Origin of the sequence: Mesorhizobium sp. M0815 (genome assembly GCF_040319995.1) — a bacterium.
Classification (GTDB): domain Bacteria; phylum Pseudomonadota; class Alphaproteobacteria; order Rhizobiales; family Rhizobiaceae; genus Mesorhizobium.
The window spans coordinates 92,181-109,856 of the sequence record NZ_JAMYOU010000013.1 but is presented as its reverse complement, the minus strand read 5'-3'; the positions used below and the strand labels follow the sequence as shown (position 1 = coordinate 109,856).

General features: G+C 62.8%; 16 protein-coding genes and 3 pseudogenes. 10 read left to right on the top strand and 9 right to left on the bottom strand.

Annotation, left to right across the window (positions count from 1 at the left end):
- Positions 1–75: 75 nt before the first annotated feature.
- A complete protein-coding gene (locus NKI01_RS16555; RefSeq protein WP_023718427.1) occupies positions 76–549 on the top strand; it encodes a GreA/GreB family elongation factor in 474 nt (157 codons plus the stop codon).
- On the opposite strand, the gene NKI01_RS16550 is transcribed toward NKI01_RS16555, so the two are convergent.
- From NKI01_RS16550 to NKI01_RS16535, 4 genes are all read right to left on the bottom strand, one after another.
- Positions 546–935, bottom strand: a complete 390-nt coding sequence (locus NKI01_RS16550) for a type II toxin-antitoxin system death-on-curing family toxin (RefSeq protein WP_023718426.1) — start codon at positions 933–935, stop codon at positions 546–548. The two genes, NKI01_RS16555 and NKI01_RS16550, sit on opposite strands and share 4 nt — an antisense overlap.
- Positions 932–1,153, bottom strand: coding sequence for an AbrB/MazE/SpoVT family DNA-binding domain-containing protein (locus NKI01_RS16545; RefSeq protein ID WP_023718425.1), 222 nt, complete (start codon positions 1,151–1,153; stop codon positions 932–934). Before NKI01_RS16545 ends, NKI01_RS16550 begins: the two co-directional genes overlap by 4 nt.
- A gap of 73 nt (positions 1,154–1,226) precedes the next feature.
- Positions 1,227–3,350: a methylmalonyl-CoA mutase gene (gene scpA / locus NKI01_RS16540; RefSeq protein WP_352963930.1), complete on the bottom strand. Its 2,124-nt coding sequence runs from the start codon at positions 3,348–3,350 to the stop codon at positions 1,227–1,229.
- Positions 3,347–4,789 (bottom strand): methylmalonyl-CoA mutase subunit beta, encoded by a 1,443-nt coding sequence (locus NKI01_RS16535; RefSeq protein WP_352963927.1) that lies wholly within the window; start codon positions 4,787–4,789, stop codon positions 3,347–3,349. The genes scpA and NKI01_RS16535 overlap by 4 nt, the downstream gene beginning before the upstream one ends.
- A 276-nt stretch (positions 4,790–5,065) precedes the next feature.
- Here NKI01_RS16535 and NKI01_RS16530 point away from each other — a divergent pair, with 276 nt between their 5' ends.
- Positions 5,066–6,604 (top strand): helicase HerA-like C-terminal domain-containing protein, encoded by a 1,539-nt coding sequence (locus NKI01_RS16530; RefSeq protein ID WP_352963925.1) that lies wholly within the window; start codon positions 5,066–5,068, stop codon positions 6,602–6,604.
- Between the two features lie 189 nt (positions 6,605–6,793).
- Here the strand turns inward: NKI01_RS16530 and NKI01_RS16525 are convergent.
- Positions 6,794–7,676: pseudogene (locus tag NKI01_RS16525) on the bottom strand (LysR family transcriptional regulator).
- Here NKI01_RS16525 and NKI01_RS16520 point away from each other — a divergent pair.
- The 5 genes and pseudogenes from NKI01_RS16520 to NKI01_RS16500 form a co-directional block, all read left to right on the top strand.
- Positions 7,579–8,403: an isochorismatase family protein gene (locus NKI01_RS16520; RefSeq protein WP_352963923.1), complete on the top strand. Its 825-nt coding sequence runs from the start codon at positions 7,579–7,581 to the stop codon at positions 8,401–8,403. The pseudogene NKI01_RS16525 and the gene NKI01_RS16520 sit on opposite strands and share 98 nt — an antisense overlap.
- Before the next feature lie 86 nt (positions 8,404–8,489).
- Entirely contained in the window at positions 8,490–8,888 is a 399-nt protein-coding gene (locus tag NKI01_RS16515) for a DoxX family protein (protein WP_352963921.1), read from the top strand.
- Positions 8,885–9,244, top strand: a complete 360-nt coding sequence (locus NKI01_RS16510; RefSeq protein ID WP_352963919.1) for a pirin family protein — start codon at positions 8,885–8,887, stop codon at positions 9,242–9,244. Before NKI01_RS16515 ends, NKI01_RS16510 begins: the two co-directional genes overlap by 4 nt.
- 156 nt (positions 9,245–9,400) lie before the next feature.
- The gene (locus tag NKI01_RS16505) at positions 9,401–9,766 is read left to right on the top strand and encodes a cupin domain-containing protein (protein ID WP_352963917.1); all 366 of its coding nucleotides are present in this window, start codon (positions 9,401–9,403) and stop codon (positions 9,764–9,766) included.
- Positions 9,767–9,796: 30 nt separating this feature from the next.
- Positions 9,797–10,206, top strand: a pseudogene (locus NKI01_RS16500) (helicase HerA-like domain-containing protein); the annotation flags it as partial.
- 466 nt (positions 10,207–10,672) lie between these two features.
- Here NKI01_RS16500 and NKI01_RS16495 read toward each other — a convergent pair.
- From NKI01_RS16495 to NKI01_RS16480, 4 genes and pseudogenes are all read right to left on the bottom strand, one after another.
- Positions 10,673–11,741: pseudogene (locus NKI01_RS16495) on the bottom strand (cyclic nucleotide-gated potassium channel).
- A gap of 569 nt (positions 11,742–12,310) precedes the next feature.
- The gene (locus NKI01_RS16490; protein ID WP_352963915.1) at positions 12,311–13,192 is read right to left on the bottom strand and encodes a metal-dependent phosphohydrolase; all 882 of its coding nucleotides are present in this window, start codon (positions 13,190–13,192) and stop codon (positions 12,311–12,313) included.
- A gap of 462 nt (positions 13,193–13,654) precedes the next feature.
- Complete coding sequence (locus NKI01_RS16485) at positions 13,655–14,479, bottom strand: L,D-transpeptidase (RefSeq protein WP_352910011.1); 825 nt, start codon at positions 14,477–14,479, stop codon at positions 13,655–13,657.
- Between the two features lie 175 nt (positions 14,480–14,654).
- A complete protein-coding gene (locus NKI01_RS16480; RefSeq protein ID WP_352483645.1) occupies positions 14,655–15,317 on the bottom strand; it encodes a haloacid dehalogenase type II in 663 nt (220 codons plus the stop codon).
- Positions 15,318–15,468: 151 nt separating this feature from the next.
- Here NKI01_RS16480 and NKI01_RS16475 point away from each other — a divergent pair, with 151 nt between their 5' ends.
- From NKI01_RS16475 to NKI01_RS16465, 3 genes are all read left to right on the top strand, one after another.
- Positions 15,469–16,347, top strand: coding sequence for a branched-chain amino acid aminotransferase (locus tag NKI01_RS16475; protein ID WP_352470990.1), 879 nt, complete (start codon positions 15,469–15,471; stop codon positions 16,345–16,347).
- 107 nt (positions 16,348–16,454) lie between these two features.
- Positions 16,455–17,051, top strand: coding sequence for a superoxide dismutase (locus NKI01_RS16470; RefSeq protein ID WP_023677850.1), 597 nt, complete (start codon positions 16,455–16,457; stop codon positions 17,049–17,051).
- A gap of 174 nt (positions 17,052–17,225) precedes the next feature.
- Positions 17,226–17,669, top strand: coding sequence for a c-type cytochrome (locus NKI01_RS16465; RefSeq protein ID WP_023718412.1), 444 nt, complete (start codon positions 17,226–17,228; stop codon positions 17,667–17,669).
- Positions 17,670–17,676 lie beyond the last annotated feature (7 nt).

Sequence of the window (17,676 nt, the reverse complement as noted above, 5' to 3'; positions counted from 1 at the left end):
AGACGGGATCGGCCCCGAGGTCGGGTTTGCCGGCTATGGCTTGTGGAGTCGTCGCGCCGGGCCTAAGTTCATCGGATGAGCAGGGCCTTCACCCGCGAGGAAGACAGCGAAAACGCCATTGCCGGCATCGGCGAGCGGCCGATCAGCCATCACCGCAATCTGGTGACGGAACACGGCCTGGCGCTGATCGATGCGGAGGTGGCCGCTCTGCGCGACGAACTGGGCAGAGCCGAAAAGAGGGCCGACCGCGAGCGCATCGCGCTGGTGTCGCGTGATCTCCGCTATTGGACGGCGCGGCGTGAAAGCGCCGAGCTTTCGGTGCCGGAACCGGGCAGCGACATGGTTCGCTTCGGTATGGGCGTCACACTGGAGAGCGACGACGGCAAGAAGGTGCACTGGAAGATCGTCGGCGAGGATGAGGCCAACCCGGCCAAAGGGTCAATTTCCCATATGTCGCCGATGGCGATGGCGCTGTTCGGCAAGAAGGTCGGCGAAATTGCCGTGGTTAACGGCAAGGAATGGGAGATCGTCAAGCTCTCCGATAGTTAGTCTTCGAGCTTGACGACATGGTCGCGGAAGAACGCCGCGGCACCGGCCTCGTCGATTTCGCCGGCGGCGACGCCCATGACGAATTCGTAAAGCATGCCGTCATTGGCCGACAGGGCATAACCATTCACAATCAGAAATGCGCCGGCAGCGACAATGGCGGTGCGTTTGTTGCCGTCGACAAAGGCATGATTTCGGGCGATGCCGAAGACATAGACGGCGGCGAGTTCTTCAACCGACGGGTCTCCGTAGTTGGCTTTGTTCTCCGCACGGGCGAGCGCCGATTCAATGGCATTTTCATCCCTCAAGCCTTGTGCTCCGCCGTGTCGGCGCAACTGCTCGGCGTGCATCGCTTCGACTGCACGCCGCGTCAGAAACTCCCAGCTCATTCGGCGAGCTTCTGAAGCGCGACCTTGTATTTGTCCATGACCTCGCGGGCAGCTTTCATTTGCCGCTCGAAGCTGTCGTCCACTGGCTTCAGCGCAAGACCGTCACCTGTTTCAACGATTTGAAGCTGGTCGCCGGCCTTCAGGTTCAGACGATCGAGAATCTCCCTCGGCAGGATCACGCCTTCGGAATTGCCGATCTTGCGAATGGTCGTGTTCATGGTGAGACATCCTGTTGCAACGCTGATTATAACTCAGCGTGTCGGTCGTTGCAACGGGCATTATAACAACGCGTCAGCCCGCCTGCAGCAGCCGGTCCATCAGCCGCTCCGCCGCTTCCGGGATGACCGTGCCGGGCGGGAAGATCTCCGCTGCGCCTGCCTGCCGGACTGCATCGTAATCCTTCGGTGGAATGACGCCGCCGGCGACGATCAGCATGTCGTCGCGGCCGAGCTTCTTCAGCGCCTGTTTGAGTTCGGGAATGAGCGTCAAATGGCCTGCCGCCAACGACGAGGCGCCGACGATGTGCACGTCATGCTCGACCGCCAGCTTGGCGATCTCGTCCGGCGTCTGGAACATCGGCCCAACGGTGACGTCGAAGCCGAGATCGGCAAAGGCGGTGGCGATCACTTTCTGGCCGCGATCATGGCCGTCTTGCCCCATCTTGGCGACCAGAATACGCGGCTTGCCGCCGGACTTCTCCTCGAACGCTACGACCTTGTCCTGCAACCGGTCGACCACCGGATTGTCGCCAAGCGCGTTGCGATAGACGCCGGAGATCGTCTGCACCGAGGCGACATGGCGGCCGAAGACCTTTTCCAGCGCCAGCGAAATCTCGCCGACCGTGGCATTGGCGCGCGCCGCCCGGATGGCGAATTCCAGCAGGTTTTCGTTACTCCCGGCAGCACGGGTCAGCGCATCGAGCGCGCTCTCGACGGCGGCGACGTCACGCGTGCCTTTCAGCCGCTGCAGCTTCGACAATTGCCGCGCCCTGACTTCCGCGTTGTCGATCCTCAGCACGTCGACTTCGATGTCCGTGCCGGGACGGTGGGCATTGACGCCGACCACGATCTGTTCGCCGGAATCGATGCGCGCCTGGGTGCGCGCGGCAGCCTCTTCGATGCGCAGCTTCGGTAGGCCCTTTTCGATCGCCGCGGCCATGCCCCCGAGGCTCTCGACCTCCTCGATATGGGCAAGCGCGCGCGCCGCCAGATCATGCGTCAGCCGCTCGACATAGGCAGAGCCGCCCCACGGGTCGATGCTCCGGGTCGTGCCGGATTCCTTCTGCAGGATGAGCTGTGTGTTGCGGGCGATGCGGGCCGAATGATCGGTCGGCAGCGCCATTGCCTCGTCGAAGGAATTGGTGTGCAGCGACTGCGTGTGGCCTTGAGTCGCCGCCATCGCCTCTATCATGGTGCGGATGATGTTGTTGTAGGGGTCCTGCGCCGTCAGCGACCAGCCCGAAGTCTGGCAATGGGTGCGCAGCGACAGCGAGCGCTCGTCCTTCGGCGAAAAGTTCTTCAGCATCAGGCTGGCCCACAAAAGGCGCGCTGCTCTCAGCTTCGCGACTTCCATGAAGAAATTCATGCCGATCGCCCAGAAAAACGAGAGGCGCGGCGCGAAACGGTCGATGTCGAGGCCGGCCGCGACGCCGGCGCGGGCATATTCGATACCGTCGGCAATCGTGTAGGCGAGCTCGAGGTCCGCCGTCGCTCCCGCCTCCTGCATGTGGTAGCCGGAGATCGAGATCGAATTGAACTTCGGCATATGCGTCGACGTGTAGGAAAAAATGTCCGACACGATCCGCATCGAAGGTTTGGGCGGATAGATGTAGGTGTTGCGCACCATGAACTCTTTCAGGATGTCGTTCTGAATGGTCCCAGTGAGGTCCTTCTGCGCGACGCCCTGTTCCTCCGCCGCCACGATATAGAGCGCCATGATCGGCAGCACCGCGCCGTTCATCGTCATCGATACCGTCATCTCGTTAAGCGGGATGCCCTCGAACAGCTGGCGCATGTCGAGAATGGAATCGATGGCGACGCCGGCCATTCCGACATCGCCAGCGACGCGCGGATGGTCGCTGTCGTAGCCGCGATGCGTGGCGAGATCGAAGGCGACCGACAGGCCTTTCTGGCCGGCGGCAAGGTTGCGCCGGTAGAAGGCGTTGGACTCTTCGGCCGTCGAGAAGCCGGCATATTGCCGGATCGTCCAGGGTTGCTGGACATACATCGTCGGATAGGGGCCGCGCACGAAGGGCGGCAGGCCCGGATAGGTATCGAGATGCGGCAAGCCCTTGAGATCGCCCTGGTTGTAGAGATGCTTGACGGCGATGCCTTCCGGCGTCATCCGCTGGCCTTTGACCTCGACCGGCGCCCGCCGTGGCGGCGACCAGCCGATCTGGCTGAAATCCGGGATCATGGTACGGCTCCGATCGACTGATCGATGCGGATCGGAAACAGCGGCTCGCACACCGCAACGCCTTCGGTGAAGGCTGGCCGCCGCTCCGCCGCCAGCGTCTCGACCGGACGCTCGGTTTTCGACGGGTGCAGCGTCGTGCCGACGATCGCCCGTTCGCCCGCCTGGTAGGCAGCGTTGCGGCGGGCGGAAGCTGCCTGCACGCGTCTCTGGACGTGGCCTTGTTCGAGGCTGGACAGCACGCCGCCTTCCGCCTCGATCTGCTGGAACTCCTGCCAGGCCGCCGCGCAGAGCTCCGCAGTCAGGGCTTCGACGGCGCCCGAACCGCAAGCCGGATCGGCGACGTGGTCGATGTGGCTTTCATTGGCCATGATCAGTTGCGCGTTGCGGGCAACGCGGCGGGCAAAACCTGCGGGCAGGCCGTGCGCGATGGTGTGCGGCAGGATGGCGATCGAATCCGCTCCGCCTGCGGCAGCGGCAAAAGCGGCGATGGTGGTGCGCAGGATGTTGGTTTCCGGGTCGGCCGCCGTCATCATCCTGAAGGAGGTTTCGGCATGGATGCTGGCGGTGGAGGGCGGTATCGAGCAGGCCTCCTGGACACGCGCCCACAGTCTCCGCAACGCCCTGACCTTGGCCGTCGACACGAACTGGTCCTGGTCGACGCTGAGCGCAAAACCGATATGCGGCGCCGCATAGACAAGCGGCTGGCGCGCCTTCTCGAACAGCCTCAAATAGGAGACTGCCGAGGCGAGCATCGTGCCAAGCTCCTGCGCCTCGGTTGCGCCGGCATTGTGGAACACCCGCCCGTCGGCTTCCAGCAGCACGCCGGGCACCCCCATCGAAAAGAAATGTGCGAGCGACTGCGGCATCGATGCCTGCAAAGCTTCGATCGACATGCGCAGCCTGCCGGTCCCGGCAAATATCGCCGCCGGATCGATGCCGAAGGAGAGGTTGAGCTTTGCCGGGTCGGAGCGGCGCTTGGTCAAGAACGCCACTAGCCAGTCGGCCACGGCGCGGCTCCAGGGATGGGCATCGATGCGGATCTGGATGCGGTTGAGCGGCACGCCGTCGAGCACGCTCTCCAGCGCCTCGGCCGTCCTCGGCAAGCCATAGCCGAAGGCGTTCGGCGCGCCTTCGAAGACAAGCGACAGTCCGGTAGCACCCTGCGCGACGTCTTCCAGCGCCTGCGCCCTGGCGCGGCCTATGTCCGGATCGTCGATACGCTGGCTGACGATCCACGGTGATCCAGGGTTGGCGCGCACGACAGGCTCGACGGTCACCGAACGCTCGTAGAGCGGCTCGATGCGGATGGCGTCGTCCGTATGCGAGACGAGCTTTTCCTCGAAGGAACCGCCGGCCAGCGCCTTCTCCGCCAGCGCCAGCCATCGTTGCCGGTCGGCGCTCGGAAGGTCGGCATCATGGGTCAAGGCACCGGCGCCCATCCGTTCTCCTCGTTCTAGTGGCCGTGTCAGCCTACTATGTCAGTCTACGGTCCCCGGTCCCATATCACAATGCAGCACACATGCCGTGCAACTCGCCTTCCGTGACGGTGACCGTCAACCGATTGCCAAACATGGGCAGGTTCCGCAAGCTCCAAAAGCCATTTTCGACGATGCCCATTGTCGCTGCGCAATGGCCTCACTATACCTGCGGCGGGCCTCCCTTTTCTTCAAGGGGATCAGGGCATTCAACCCTATAGGTTTGCGGAGACCGGACACATGGCCGACGACACCAGTATCTTCATGGGAGCCAGCCGCAAGCCGGACGACAGCTATCAGCGGCCGGAACGGCTTTTGCTGCAATATGGCAATCGTCACGGCCTGGTCACCGGCGCGACCGGCACCGGCAAGACGGTGACCCTGCAGATATTGGCCGAGGGTTTCTCCAATGCCGGCGTGCCGGTATTCTGCGCCGACATCAAGGGCGATCTGTCGGGTATCGCCATGATGGGCACAGCGCAGGATTTTCTGGTCAAGCGGGCCGAGCAGGTCAAGCTCGATCCCTATGAGTTCCAGGAATTTCCGGTCATCTTCTGGGATCTGTTCGGCGAGCAGGGTCACCCGATCCGCGCCACCATCTCGGAGATGGGGCCGCTGCTTCTGTCGCGGCTGATGAACCTCTCCGAGGCGCAGGAAGGCATTATGAACATCGCCTTCCGCATCGCCGACGAGGAAGGCCTTTTGCTGCTCGACTTGAAGGACCTGCAGTCACTGCTTGCCAACATCGCCGACCGCGCCGAAGAGATCGGCGCCCGCTATGGCAATGTGACGAAACCTTCGGTCGGCGCCATCCAGCGTACGCTGCTGGTCCTGGAGCAGCAGGGCGCTGCCAATTTCTTCGGCGAGCCGGCATTGCGGATCGCCGACATCATGCGCACCACGCGTGATGGACGCGGCGCCATCAGCGTGCTCGCCGCCGACAAATTGATGATGAATCCGCGGCTCTATGCGACGTTCCTTCTGTGGCTGATGTCGGAACTGTTCGAGGAACTGCCCGAGGTCGGCGACCCGGACAAGCCGAAGCTGGTCTTCTTCTTCGACGAGGCGCACCTTCTGTTCGATGACGCGCCGAAGGTGCTGATCGACCGCGTCGAACAGGTGGTCCGGCTGATCCGTTCGAAGGGCGTCGGCGTTTATTTCGTCACGCAAAATCCGCTGGATATCCCTGAAACGGTGCTGGCGCAGTTGGGCAACCGCGTGCAGCACGCACTTCGTGCCTATACGCCGCGCGAACAGAAGGCCGTCAAGACGGCGGCCGAGACGTTCAGGCCCAATCCCGACTTCGACTGCGCAACCGTGATCACGCAGCTCGGCACCGGCGAGGCACTCGTCTCCACGCTGGAAGCCAAGGGCGTGCCGTCCATGGTGCAGCGGACGCTGATCCGCCCGCCATCGTCGCGCCTTGGCCCGATCACGCCCGAAGAGCGCCGCAAGCTGATCACTGAGAGCCCGGTTGCGGGACAGTACGACCAGACCGTCGATCGCGAATCGGCCTTCGAGATCCTGCAGAAAAAGGCCAAGGACGCCCAGGAGGCGCAAGCCCAGCAGCAGGAGAGCGGCCGTTCGCGCTGGACCATTCCCGGCTTCGGCAATGACGATCCCGCTCCTCAGCCCAGCGGTGGCCGGCGGGCGCCGCGGCCATCCAACCGCCAGACGGTGGCGGAGGCGGCGATCAAATCCGTGGTGCGCTCGGTCGGCTCGTCGGTCGGACGGGCGATCGTGCGGGGTATTCTGGGGAGTTTGGCCAGGGGGCGGTGAGGGAGCATCGGGCCACCGAGTTTGACAAATGCTGTCTTGGCATCAAGCACAGCAGAAAAATTTGGAGGGCAACCGACGGCGGCTATGCCAGAAGTAGCCGTTCGGACATGCATTTCTCAACGACCAGAACGGGCCGGCATCACGCATAGCGCGAACGTCAGGTTTTACCACCCATCGCAGCGATTACGCTCAACGGGCGCCGAACCACTCGATGAGGATGTCAATCAGCGCACGCACCTTTCTGGGTGCGGTCCCGCCAGGTGGCCGCACCACGTAGATCCCAGCCTCCGGCGAGGGATAATCCGCCATCACTTGTCTCAACTTACCCTCCGCGATCGGCACGTCGGTAAGGAAGTCGGGCAGCGCGGCAATGCCCAGCCCACCCAAGGCAGCCGTCAACAGTGCGGTGCCGTTGTCCGCCTTGAAGCGTCCGCCCGGACTGATCGAGATCGTCTTGCCGCTCACGACGAAGCGCCACGTCTCGTTGCCCTGCAAGAGGCATTCGTGCTTGGCGAGGTCGTCCGGTGTCATGGGAGTTCCATGTTTAGCAAGATAGGCGGGACTGGCGACGCACGTCCCGCGCAAGGGTGCGATCCGCCGTGCGATCAGGTTTGAGTCCGCCAGAATACCTACGCGGATGCCGACGTCGAAGCCTTCACCGACAAGGTCGACGAAGCGGTCGCTATAGGCTGTATGGACATGCAGCCTTGGGTGACGGCTGGCCAGTTCGGTCAGCACGGAGCAAAGGTGCGTGACGCCGAAGCTCAGCGGGGCCGCAATCCGCAACCGGCCCCGCACATCTCCTTCGGGCGAAACCGAATCTCGGGCCGCCTCCAGTTCGGAGATGGCGCGGATGGCGTGCTCGCGCAGGGTGGCGCCTGCCTCGGTCAGCGCCGCGCCGCGCGTCGTGCGGACAAGTAGCTGCGCGTAGCTGCGCGCCAAGATCCTGCTCCAGCCGTTGGAGCCGCCGGCTGATGATCGACTTCGGCAATCCAAGCCGGCGCGCAGCCGCGGATACCCCGCCAGCATCAGCCACCTCAACGAAGGTACTCAGCACTTCCAGATCGAACATGGCGTTCCACTTTTTGAGACGGCGTGGCTGGCCTAGCACGGCTATCGTCCCTCGACCAGCTACGGCATTGATACTGACGAGCCGGGCAGGTAGCCCAGCGCTGATGAAAGGAAATGCCATGACTAAGCAGCAAGGCGTCTGGAAACACGAGGACACTGTCCTGATACTCATCGACTACCAGAAAGAGATGTTCGACACCGTCCGTTCCGAGACCCCGGCCAATCTCATCGACCTCAACGTGCGGCTGATGATCAAGGCGGCCAAGGCCTTCAAGGTCCCGATCATCCTGTCAACAGTCGGCGTCGAGATGGGCGTCAATCATCCGACGCGTCAATCCATCCTCAACGAACTGCCCGGCATCCAGATCATCGACCGCACGTCGATGAACGCCTGGGAGGACGTTGCCTTTCGCGAGGCTGTCGCGAAGACCGGCCGCAAGCGGCTCATCTTCGGCGCGCTGTACACCGAGATCTGCCTTGCGTTTCCGGTGGTCGACGCACTGGCGGTCGGTCACGACGTCATGTTCGTCGTCGATGCCGTCGGCGGACTGTCGCAGCTCGCACATCGGACCGCGGTTGATCGGCTGACGCACGCGGGCGCTGTTCCCAATACCGCCTTCGCGCTAGTGACCGAGCTGTTCCGCGATTGGGCTACACCCCACGCGAACGCCGCGCGCACGTTGCTCAAGGAATACAGCATCGAGGCCCAGGCGCTCGTGAGCGCGTGACCAACGGGCGGCGAGCCGTCCTGCTTTCATCCCTTGCCGCACGCCCCGGCGTGCGGCGCTTTTCTCCCTATCGAGAGGATCTAGCCATGAATAGCGATAGCATGTCCGCCAGGCAGCGGATCATCTTGAGGGCCCTGCGCGGCCTCGTCGCCTTTGCCTTCGTCCTTTTCGGAACCCTCAAGCTGATCGGCATGCAGATGATGGTGGATGTATTCGACCATGTCGGCCTGGGCCAGTGGTTCCGCTACGCGACCGGTATCATCGAGGTGGGCGGCGCAATCCTGCTGCTCAGCCCGCGGTTTGTCGGGCCTGCCGCCCTGGTGCTCGCCGCGACCATGATAGGCGCGATCATCTCCCACCTCACCGTGGTCCCGGGATCGCCCGCGCCTGCCGCGTTGCTGCTGGCCCTGTCCTTGGCAATCGCCTGGTCGTATCGCGGCAGCACTCTTGCGTTGCTCGGGCTGACGCAACCGGTGTCGGCATGAGCGCGGCGGTGACCACCTCGCGGCGGGTCGTTTATCGTACCCGCGGCCATGTTCATGGGCCGGTCACCCGGCTCATGAGCCCGAGCGACCTCGGCGAGTTGTTGAAGCCGTTCGTCTTTCTCGACATCTTCTCGCTTGCGGACTCCAGCAAGAGCCCCTTCGACCTCCATCCACATTCGGGCATTGCGACTGTGACCGTCTTCACTGAAGGCGATGCGAGCTTCGATGAGGGCCAGGGTAACTCTGGCAATATCGGCTATGGCGGTGTCGAGTGGATGCGTGCCGGCCGCGGCGTCTGGCACGGCAAGGAATTGGGAGCGGGCCACTCCAAGGGACTCCAGGGCTTTCAGCTCTAGCTGGCGCTTCCTGCCGACCTCGAACTTGCGGATGCCGAGAGCCAGTATCTCGAAGCCGCTTCCATTCCGGAAGTCGGCCCCGCCCGTCTCATCATTGGGCGCTATGACGGGCAGCAGAGCCCCGCCCGCGCGCAGGCCGGCGTCAACTATCTCATCGTGACGTTGAAGCCGGGCGAGAGCTGGCGGTATGAAACGCCCGCCGGCCAAACCGCGGGATGGCTCGCGGTTTCAAGCGGCGAGGTTATGCTCGATGCGCCAGCGTCGGCGGGCGAGATGATAATATTCGACGACAGCGACCGCGCCATCGAGATGCGCTCGACTGGTGAGGTCGATGCAAAGCTGGTGATTGGTAGCGCCGCACCGCACCCGCATTCGCTCCATCTAGGGAACTACTCGGTTCACACCTCGGCAGAGGCGCTGAAGGCCGGGGAACGGCATATCATGGATTTGCATAAGGAGCTGATTGAGCGCGAACGGCAACCGCCGCCACACAGTAGTGGACCGGTGCCGGTGCTCCGCTAGGAACCGCCGATCGCAGGCGCTGATCCCGGCGAAGCCAAGGGTGCGCCGTCCATGGTGCAGCGGACGCTGATCGACCGGCCGTCCTCGCGCCTTGGCCCGATCACGCCCGAAGAGCGCTGCAAGCTGATCACTGAGAGCCCGGTTGCGGGACAGTACGGCCAGACCGTCGATCGCGAATCGGCTTTCGAGATCCTGCAGAAAAAGGCCAGGGATGCCCAGGAGGCACAGGCGCAGCAACAGGACGCAGGCCGCTCGCGCTGGACTATTCCCGGCTTCGGCAATGACGATCCCCAGCCGACCGGCGGCCGCCGCGCGCCGCGCCCCTCCAACCGCCAGACGGTGGCGGAGGCTGCGACCAATCCGTGGTGCGTTCGGTTGGCTCGTCGGTCAGACGGGCGATCGTCCGGGGCATTCTGGGGAGTTTGGCCAGGGGCAGGTGAGGGCACCGTGCGAAGGTCAGCTTCGCGCGATGAACTGCCGTCGCGATGGTTATTAGACCGAGATCGCGGCCGCAAGCGGAATGGCAGCTTTCCGTACGGTTGGGCCACAAGCCGACCTTTGCAACGACCATTAGTCCCATCTGCTTCGTGCCAGTTGGGACCTACGGATCGCCATCAGGACCGTCGCATATCGACCCATTGCGGTCGTTCAGTTGTGAGCGTCGCATGACGCGACCTGACCCAAGCGGCTGTTCGCGCGCCGTCGTCTGAACGACGCCCGTGACCCCCAAGCGGACCTAGCAATGACGGTTAGTTCGCCGGCCGCGCCTTTGGGAACTTCCACGTGCCGTCCAGAACCTCCGCGCGTGGCCGATAGAGCCGCACCATGTAGCTCCAGCCAGCCACCATCGGCAGGCAGTTGGCAGCCTTGCCATCGCATCCTCCTCCTGACGAACACCGAGTACGGTCAACCCTTAGGTGCCGCGCCGCGCCGCTCGAGCGCGGTCTTGCGGATGATTTCCGCGATCTCCGGGCTGCTGCTGCACAGCAGCTGGAAATCCGCCGAGTGCAGCGACAGGAGTGAGACCACCGTTGTGGCGCTGACGGTCGCCGAGCGCGGTTCGCCGCTGATCAGCGCCATCTCGCCGAAGAAGGCGCCAGGGCCCAGCTCCACCGGGGTCGGCGTCGCGACGCTGACGCGCCCCTCCACGACGAAGAACATCTGATCACCGGTCTCGCCATTGCGGCAGATCACAGCGCCCGCCGGCACGATTCGAGGTCGTAATGCGCGCACGATCTCGACTAGTGTGGCCGGGCCGAGCTTCTGAAACAACGGCACGGCGGCGACCAATTGCCAATTACGGACGAAATCCTCGCGACGGACTTCTTGATAAAAGCCGGTGGCAAGAATGCCAGCCCAGAGCGCGAAGATGCCGATGCCACTCATCATGACCGCCCCGGCAAGGACGCGGCCGGCGAAGCTTTCCGGAATAGCGTCACCATAGCCCGTGGTGGACAGCGTGACCACCGCCCACCACATTGCCTGGGGGGATGCTGCCGAACTTTTCCGGTTGGACATCGCGCTCGATGACATAGGCCGCGAGCGCAACACCGAACAGAACGATGCCGAAGACCGTGGTGACGCCGATCAGGTTGCGCGCTTCGTTGGTCAGGATCCTGCCCAGCAGCGGGAAGAAAGTCGAGTCGCGCAGTGGTTTCAGCAGCCAGACAGCACAGTAGAGGCTCCGGTCGGGCGTGCCGACGAGCAGAAATGCGGCGAGTGGAACCAAAACCGCGAGCATATCAATGGCAATTGCCGGCGTCCTGACCCGAACGTCTCCCGCCCGGCGCTTGAGCACCGTCTCGGCCAGTTGCAGGAGATAGACGCCCCAAATGACCGCGAGCACGACAGCCAGAGCCAGTCTGCTTCGTCCGGACATATCCGGTGTCGTGAGCGTAGCCACCGCTACAAGCCCAGTCGCAGCCAGCAGCGCGTTGAGCGGCGCGTAAATTCTTAAGAAAGGCAGTACCGACATTCTATGCCCACGAGCGGCTACTACCCTCCAGAATAGGATGCCTTCAAGGCAAGCGCAAAGGTGCTTACTGTCGCTGCGATGTGCATCACCAACGGTGAACTCAGATGTCCGGGAAAGTGAACTGACACGCCACAATCGACGAGAATGACCCGATTCGGACAATTGCAATAGGTTCCGCGAAGGTCAGCTTCGGAGAAAAGGCGACATGGGATCGCGACGGAAAAACTGACATATCGGACGCCGCAACGCGACGCGGCGGAAGCGCCAAGCTGGCTGGTGATCATCATGTCGGTTCGTCTAGCACCAGGCATCGGGCGCGAAGCTCACCTTCCGGCTTGACTAACAGGCCAGCCGAACCTCATCGGCCAATCTCAACCGGTTCGCCATCAGGGTTTCGTCCGGATTCCGGTCCGGGCAAGCCTCAATGCCGTCGAGAACCCAAATGCGGCATGTCGAGCATTTCGCCTTCTCGCAGTCGTCGCAAAGCAGCTCGACCCCGGCGTTCGTCTTCGTCAACAGCCGCCGGCTTGGCACAGGCGGAAAAAAGGACACAATCCCAGGCTCTTAAGTTAGACCGAAAGGCTCGCCGAGGGAGGCTGCAACACGCCGGGGAACGGCCCGATCCTGGCCGGGCGATGCCCGGACTGGAAGAGGTTGCTGTGGAGGTTGGCGATCCACTGCTTGCCTTCGGTCGTCAGCTCCAGATAGCGGATCGCGTCGCCGATATAGGGCTCGACCTGCAGCGTGAAGAAATCGGTGAAGATGGTGCCGAGATCGGCGGCGGTCTTGCAGCCGAGCTTTTCCACCATCCCGATCTCAGAGAACTCGGCAAACAGCGCCGGCAGCTTGCGGTGGTAGAACGGATCAGCGAGCTGGCCGATCAGGTCCGCGGCCCTGACCAGCGCCGGCTCGGTGTTGGTGACCTGGTAGGCCGGATCGTTCGGCACCGGAAAGCGCGTCATCTCGATCGCCTCGACAATGCGCTCCTCGTTGATGAACTTCGAGGAAGCAAAACGCTGGCGCGCATAGATCTTGGCGCGCTCGATATGATAGGGCGCAAGAACCGCGTCGGAGGCGCCCCGCGGTGGCGTATAGCGGTCGCCGGCGTCGTTAATGACGAAGCTGTCCTCGGTGTCGCCCTGGCATACGCCGTGCACCATGCCAATGTCGTGGACAAGCAGCGCGCAGGTATAATGCAGCCAGTCATCGGGAGTCAGTGATTCCGAAAGCAGCCGGCCGCGGATGATCTGCTGGCCAGCGAGCGTAACCATCAATGTATGCTCGATGTTGTGATAGAGCGCGTTCGAATTGCCGATGCGCTCCAGGACAAGGCGGGCCGCCCCGCCTATGTAACTCGCATATTCCGGACTGCGATGCGAGAAATACTGGAGATAGAGTTCTGACAGATAATCGCCGAGCCGGTCGGCCATTATGGAGATTGGATTGAGCATGACAGTCGTTCCTGAGCGCTTTGAAGCACGACAAGTCGCGCCGCGCGGCGGCCATCCTAGCACGGTTCCGGCGTAGATCTTATCTTAGGACCAAGGCCTCCAAGGCAGCGGCGACTACCGAATGCTGCGGTCGCTATCGCCACTCACGAGGCCGTGGCCTGTCGGTGCTATCTGCACCGTCGTCGCGACTGCCGTGGACCATCTTTATCCATGCTTCGAGGCTCATCTCGACCGGGCATCCGACTCTAGCGTCGTTTCCAGCGATGTCGGCTTTCAGGAAAGGGCATAGCTGGTCTCAACGGCCGACATGCGGCGCAGATCTGCCGTTGGAACGCTGACGGTGGACGTCGCGTTTGGGTCATAAATTGCCACATAACGCAAAAAGTCTTGGGCCAGGGGTGCTATCTGACCGGAAGCCCGCCGGAGCGGCGAAAGCCCGCCGCCCGCGCGCTTTCGACCAATTCAGAAGATCGAATTTGTGATCGATTTTATCGGGCCGAGCAGGATCGATCCTTCCGGCACGCCGGCGTCGATCGGGATGGCTTTGCGGTTTGCTGTCGCCACCATCGGCTGACCGATGTCGGCCGTCACCACGACCGGGGTCTTGTTCGGCACACGGTCGTAGAGATCGATAATGTCCTGGTTCATCAGGCGAACACAGCCCGACGACACCGATTTGCCGATCGACCGCCATTCCGGCGAACCGTGCAAGCGGTAGAGCGTGTCCTGGTTGCCCTGGAAGAGATAGAGCGCCCGCGCGCCAAGCGGGTTCTTGAGCCCGCCGGGCATGCCGCCATTATCGGCGCTGTACGGCTTCAACTCCGGCTGCCGGGAGATCATTTCGTCCGGCGGCGTCCATTTCGGCCATTTCTGCTTCCATTGGACCACGGCATCGCCCGACCATTCGAAACCGGCGCGGCCGAGGCCGACGCCGTAGCGGATCGCCTGGCCGCCCGGGCGCACCAGGTAGAGGAAGTGATTGGTGGTGTCGACGACGATGGTGCCCGGCTGCTGCCCGGTCGGATCGTCAACGATCTGGCGCAGGAACTGCGGGTCGATCTTGTCGACCGGTATCGCCGGCAGCTCGAAGCCGCCATCCGACATCGGCCCATACATCGTCACATAGTCGCCGAGCGCCGGCTCGACATAGGTCGGCGGCGGTGGCTCGACCGGTTGTTGCGACAGCGTGGTGCAACTGGAGACCGCGACCGAGGCGGCGCCAAGGGCTGCGGCGTTGAGGAAACCGCGACGGCTAAGGCGCAGAGAGGACGATGGGGGTGTGAACATGATTGCCTTTTTTTAAGTCTCAAATCGCAACAAAGCATGAATGCGCCCGGTTGCGCGCGGTTGCCCGAGCAATGCCCAGCGCGATAGGCGGTTCCAATTCTGGCCGCAGGGTGGACAAACAAAGGCAAAGCTGTGACTGGATCGTCACTGTTGCGCCCAGGCAACATGTCCGGCGTCAAACCCCGGAGATCAGACCATCGAGGGATGGCAGGATCAGGGCCGGTGGGAAATCCCGGTATTCCTCAGGCTGGTTGGTGCGGTTGATCCACACCGTCCTGAAGCCGAATTTGGTGGCGCCGGCGACGTCCCAGCGGTTGGAGGACTGGAACGAGACCGCGTCCGGGTAGAGGCGCCAGCCCGTGGTGACCATGTCGTAGACCGACGGGTCGGTCTTGAAGCGCCTGACGCTGTCGACGGAATAGACGTCGTCCAGAACCTGGTCCAAGGCGGCGGACTTGACGGCCGCCTCCAGCATTTCAGGCGAACCGTTGGACAGGATCGCCAGCCTTGCTCCCGATGCCTTGAGCGCCTTGAGCACGGCCGGCACCTCCGGATAGCAGTCCAGCCGCCAATAGGCCTCGAGCAGCTTCGCTTTCAGCCCGGCATCGGCGGATGGAACCTTGCGCAGGGCGAAATCGAGAGCCTGCTCGGTGAGCTGCCAGAAATCGGCATAGGCCCCCATCAGCGTCCTGACCCAGGAATATTCCAGCTGCTTGGCGCGCCAGATCTCGGACAGCAACTGGCCGTCCGGCCCGATCTGGTCGGCGTGACGGCGCACGGCCGCATGCACGTCGAACAGCGTGCCATAGGCGTCGAAAACGTAAGCTGCATGGTGCATGCGACAGTTTTGAGGCTGCGCAAGGCAAGGCGCAAGCGCTGATTGCAGTCCGCCAGCCCGCTGGCCTCAACAAATCTCAGCCCAACCGGTTGACGGCGGCCGCCAAAGCATCTTCCAATGCGCCGTAAGAAGCATCGAACGGAACCTGGCAATGACACTGGCGACAGCGGCGCAATCCGCGACATGGACCTTCGTCGACGGCGACTGGTACGAGGGCAACGTTGCCATCCTCGGGCCGCGCAGCCACGCCATGTGGCTCGGCACCAGCGTGTTCGACGGAGCCCGCTGGTTCGAGGGTGTCGCTCCCGACCTCGATCGCCATGCAGCAAGGGTGAACGCCTCGGCGATCGCGCTCGGCCTGAAGCCGACGATGAGCACCGACAGGATCGTCGGGCTGACCTGGGACGGGCTGAAGAAGTTCGACGGTAAGACGGCGGTCTATATCAGGCCGATGTATTGGGCCGAGCATGGCGGCTATATGGGCGTGCCGGCAGACCCGGCCTCGACGCGTTTCTGCCTTTGCCTCTATGAATCGCCGATGATCTCGCCGGCGGGTTTTTCGGTGACGGTGTCGCCGTTCCGGCGCCCGACCATCGAAACCATGCCGACCAACGCCAAGGCCGGCTGCCTTTATCCCAACAACGGCCGGGCCATCCTCGAAGCCAAGATGCGCGGCTTCGACAATGCGCTCGTGCTCGACATGCTGGGCAATGTCGCCGAGACCGGGACCTCGAATATTTTCCTGGTCAAGGACGGCCATGTCCTGACGCCGGCGCCGAACGGGACCTTCCTGTCCGGCATCACCCGCGCGCGCACCATGGCCCTGCTTGGCGAATACGGTTTCACGACGACGGAAAAGACGCTGTCGATCCGCGATTTCCTGGAGGCAGACGAAATCTTCTCGACCGGAAACCACTCGAAAGTCGTGCCGGTCACCCGTATCGAGGATCGCAATCTGCAGCCCGGGCCGGTGGCCAAGAAGGCGCGCGAACTCTATTGGGAATGGGCGCATTCGACTTCGCCCGGCTGACCCGCTAAAAAGCGGCCGGCGCTTCGTTTCCGGAGTTGTTCCAGACCAATCCAGTCCTATGTTAGTCCGGTATCGACACCGGATTTTTCCACGAGGGAGTACGACCAATGGCTTTTGAATTGCCCGCCTTGCCCTATGATTACGAGGCTTTGCAGCCTTACATGTCCAAGGAAACGCTGGAATATCATCACGACAAGCACCACAAGGCCTACGTCGACAACGGCAACAAGCTGGCCGCCGAGGCGGGCATGGGCGATTTGTCGGTCGAAGAAGCCGTCAAACAGTCCTTCGGCAAGAATGCGGGGCTCTTCAACAATGCCGCCCAGCACTACAATCATATCCATTTCTGGAAATGGATGAAGAAGGGGGGCGGCGGCAACAAGCTGCCGGGCGCCTTGCAAAAAGCGGTCGACAGCGATCTTGGCGGCTACGACAAGTTCAAGGCCGACTTCATCGCCGCCGGCACCACCCAGTTCGGTTCGGGCTGGGCCTGGGTCTCGGTCAAGGACGGCAAGCTGGCGATCTCGAAGACGCCGAATGGCGAGAACCCGCTCGTCCATGGCGCGACGCCGATCCTCGGCGTCGATGTCTGGGAACATTCCTACTACATCGATTATCGCAACGCCCGGCCGAAATATCTCGAAGCCTTCGTCGACAGTCTCATCAACTGGGACTATGTGCTCGAACTCTACGAAAAGGCCTGATCCGTTCCAGAAAGCCCCGGCAGAACCGGGGCTTTTCTTTTTCAGCATCAGAACGACAGTTGCAAAAATTTCACGCAAGCGTGAGGCGAAGCGTCGGAATTTTTAAGCCATCCTTGCCGTTTGTCATCGGGGTGGGACCGCATCCTGAATTGCCTTCAACATGGAGCCAAGTGAATGAGAAAGCTTATCCTCGCCATCTCGATGCTCGCCTTCGCCGGTTCGGCGGCATTTGCCGACCCGGTCGCTGACCGGCAGGCCCTGATGAAGGAACGTGGCAAGATCGCCGCCGGCTTGTCGAAAGTGGTCAAGGGCGAGACGCCCTACGACGCAGCTTCGGTGCTGACGGCGTTGCAGGCACTGCAGGCCAATGCCGAGAAATTCCATGCCGGCGTCGACGCGCTGTTCCCGGCGGGCAGCGACATCGGCGACACCACGGCGTCTCCCAAGATCTGGCAGGACATGGCCGGCTTCAAGACGGCTGAAGGCAAGTACCTCGCCGACGTCAAGGCGGCGGTCGCCGCGGCACCTGCGGATGCCGACGCGTTGAAGGCACAGTTCAACACCATCGGCGGCGGCTGCGGCAACTGTCATCAAAGCTACAGGGTGAAAAAAGGCTGATAGCGGG